The sequence below is a fragment of the Sphingobacterium sp. N143 genome (assembly GCF_030325625.1).
Classification (GTDB): Bacteria; Bacteroidota; Bacteroidia; order Sphingobacteriales; family Sphingobacteriaceae; genus Sphingobacterium.
Genome location: NZ_JACAIS010000018.1, coordinates 1 through 2,520, shown reverse-complemented (window position 1 = coordinate 2,520; position 2,520 = coordinate 1). Strand labels below are relative to the sequence as shown.

At 30.5% G+C, this 2,520-nt stretch carries 2 protein-coding genes; both read left to right on the top strand.

All coding sequences use genetic code 11. The features are described 5' to 3' along the window. Nucleotides 1-272 precede the first annotated feature (272 nt). Nucleotides 273-1,007, top strand: coding sequence for a Cthe_2314 family HEPN domain-containing protein (locus tag HX021_RS21620; RefSeq protein WP_286592705.1), 735 nt, complete (start codon nucleotides 273-275; stop codon nucleotides 1,005-1,007). A gap of 53 nt (nucleotides 1,008-1,060) precedes the next feature. Further along, the gene (locus HX021_RS21615) at nucleotides 1,061-2,374 is read left to right on the top strand and encodes a YopA family protein (RefSeq protein ID WP_286592704.1); all 1,314 of its coding nucleotides are present in this window, start codon (nucleotides 1,061-1,063) and stop codon (nucleotides 2,372-2,374) included. Nucleotides 2,375-2,520: the final 146 nt, after the last annotated feature.

The window sequence follows — 2,520 nt, the reverse complement described above, 5'->3', positions numbered from 1 at the left end:
AGAGGAGTTTGCTAGAAAAATCAATAAACAAAATATTGCAGCTTAACTATGTGTCCATTTTATTGTTGCAATTCCAATCAGCTTTTAAATTTGATAACTTAGCCTTATGTCTATATAATAATATAGGTAATAAATAGCTGACGTATTAATTTTAAATAAATAAGGTAAATTAGATACTGATAGTAATAGCCTACCTAATTTAGAGAGTATAATATTGATAATGCCCAATTTGGGCATTGTCTACTGTTTTTATGCATTTTATATATTTGATTATGATATTAAAAATGGATGATTATTCTTATCCATCAAAAGAGGAATGGAATAAGTTTTCGAAGGATTTTCCTGATATTATTAAATTTGGCTTTCCTCATATTAAAGAACATGTTCTGATCTGGGATGGACACAAATCCATTAGGGAAGTTAAGGTACTACAGAATCTTGAACATTGGGATAATCTCTTGAACAAAAAGATTTGGAACCTCAGACAGAGTTATGTTAATACTCTCGTAAACTATCATCGAGGAATAGTGTTGGAAGATGACGATTTTATAAGTGAAACCAAAATAATTAATTTATTTCAATATGAGATGTATTGCGAGATGTCATTCTACTACCTTATATCGACAAGAGATATTTTACTTCAGATCATAAATCTAGCATTTGATCTAGAGCTTCCTGAAAAATCAGTTGGATTAATTTCTATAAGTAAAAAGCTAGAAACTAACGATGTTTTTGGTCTTTCGGATCTGATAACTCAGATGAAATACGATTTAGAGCGCGCGAATTCTATTAGAAATTCAATGACTCATTGTTTTTCTAAACTTGAGCCTGATAGACGTAGTACTATTTCGCCTGATGGTAATATCTATTATGCTGGAACTGGGAATGTATTAAAGTATAATGAGCAAATAGATATAATGAAAAATTCGTTGACGGGAGTAAGAACTTTTTTTGACGCAATAAGGTCTAGACTTTTACTAAAAGGGTACTTGTTAGATGAAATGTAATATAAACAAATATTGATATGGGCTCCTAGTTCTTAGAATTAACTTTTTTATATATGGACAAACCATTCAGATTAAAACATCCTATCACTTGTGAGAACAAGAGTCATATAATTTATTCAGGTGAATTCATCTTAAAAAATGAAGAAAATTTAATTGTTGTTGATGGTGTCATCGAATATAGGATAATAAGCCGTGCAAAAGTATATATTACTGGCATTATTAAACAAACAGATTCAAATATTGATTTAGCTGACCATCTATTTGATATCATAATAAATAATGAGGCGTATGGAAAATTTTTCTTAACAGATACTCAGATAAATTCTGATCCGGCTAAATCTTCGTTAAAAGGTTTTTCTGACAATTTTGTATGGAAAATAGATAATATAGAGGAGGAGGAGATTATCTTTTATATTCCAAATCTCACAGATTTTACCTTGGGAAATATTATAACTGATGGCCAGCAGATGGGCGGTTCTAGAGATCGTTTTATTATTTCGTCAAATGATCCATTGATATTTTTTGATAAGGTTGCCGATCATAAAGATAAATTTAATCTACTCCGATCTTATGGAGGAATCGAATTAACATATGTTGGTGGAATTATTCCAGGAGACAATAAAGCAGGTTTGGAAGATATACAACTCAAACTTATCTTCTTCTTTAGTTTTATTAATGGGCGAAGAATTACGCCAATTCTTTATAATGGGATATCAAAAGGTCGACCAGTTTGGAATAATTTTTCATCTGGAATAATTGAAGAATATAGATATGTGAGTTCTTGGAGTAATATCCATTCTCCCGATTTTACAGATCTTTGGCAGGAATTTAATAAGCTTTGGCAGGACGAAATGGATAAGGATTTTCTAATAACTTTGATACATTGGTATTGTGAAGCTAATTCGAGTTCGGGAAAAATTGAAGGCGCTATTGTGATGATGCAAACAGCATTAGAACTTATCTATAATTGGCTGATTGTTGAAAAGCTGCAAAAAGTTAATTCTAAGCAGAAAATAACTGCTTCTCAAAAGATTGAGTATATTCTAAATGAATTAAACGTACCCATAGAAATTCCTCCCTATTATAATAGTTTAATAAGTTTTAATGGAAACAATGGACCTTGTGCAATTACGGAGATAAGAAATGCCTTAGTCCATGGTAACGTAAATAAGAGAAGGAAAATGCTCGCAGTATCTAATAAAATGACATTTCAAGTTCTAGATTTGGGATTGTGGTATGTGGAACTTTCGATTCTTTATATCTTAAAGTATAATGGAAAATATTGTAATAGAACCAATTCTAATAAATGGAAAGATGAAGGGGATATTCTACCATGGGGCAGAGAAAGAACATCGGATGTTTCATAGATGCGTTTTCCATTTTATAAAAGAAAGTTTTCCACAATATTTAAAATGTTACAATTCAACTAATGCTCTTTGTATGTCTTCAAACTAAATTAGACACATAGGTCAAATTCCTTAAGGAGTATTTTGCGTTATAAATTTATTAATTT

What these genes read in the sequence shown, in the direction of transcription:
- HX021_RS21620 (WP_286592705.1), top strand. Translation starts at nt 273, where the DNA reads ATGATATTAAAAATGGATGATTATTCTTATCCATCAAAAGAGGAATGG.
- HX021_RS21615 (WP_286592704.1), top strand. Translation starts at nt 1,061, where the DNA reads ATGGACAAACCATTCAGATTAAAACATCCTATCACTTGTGAGAACAAG.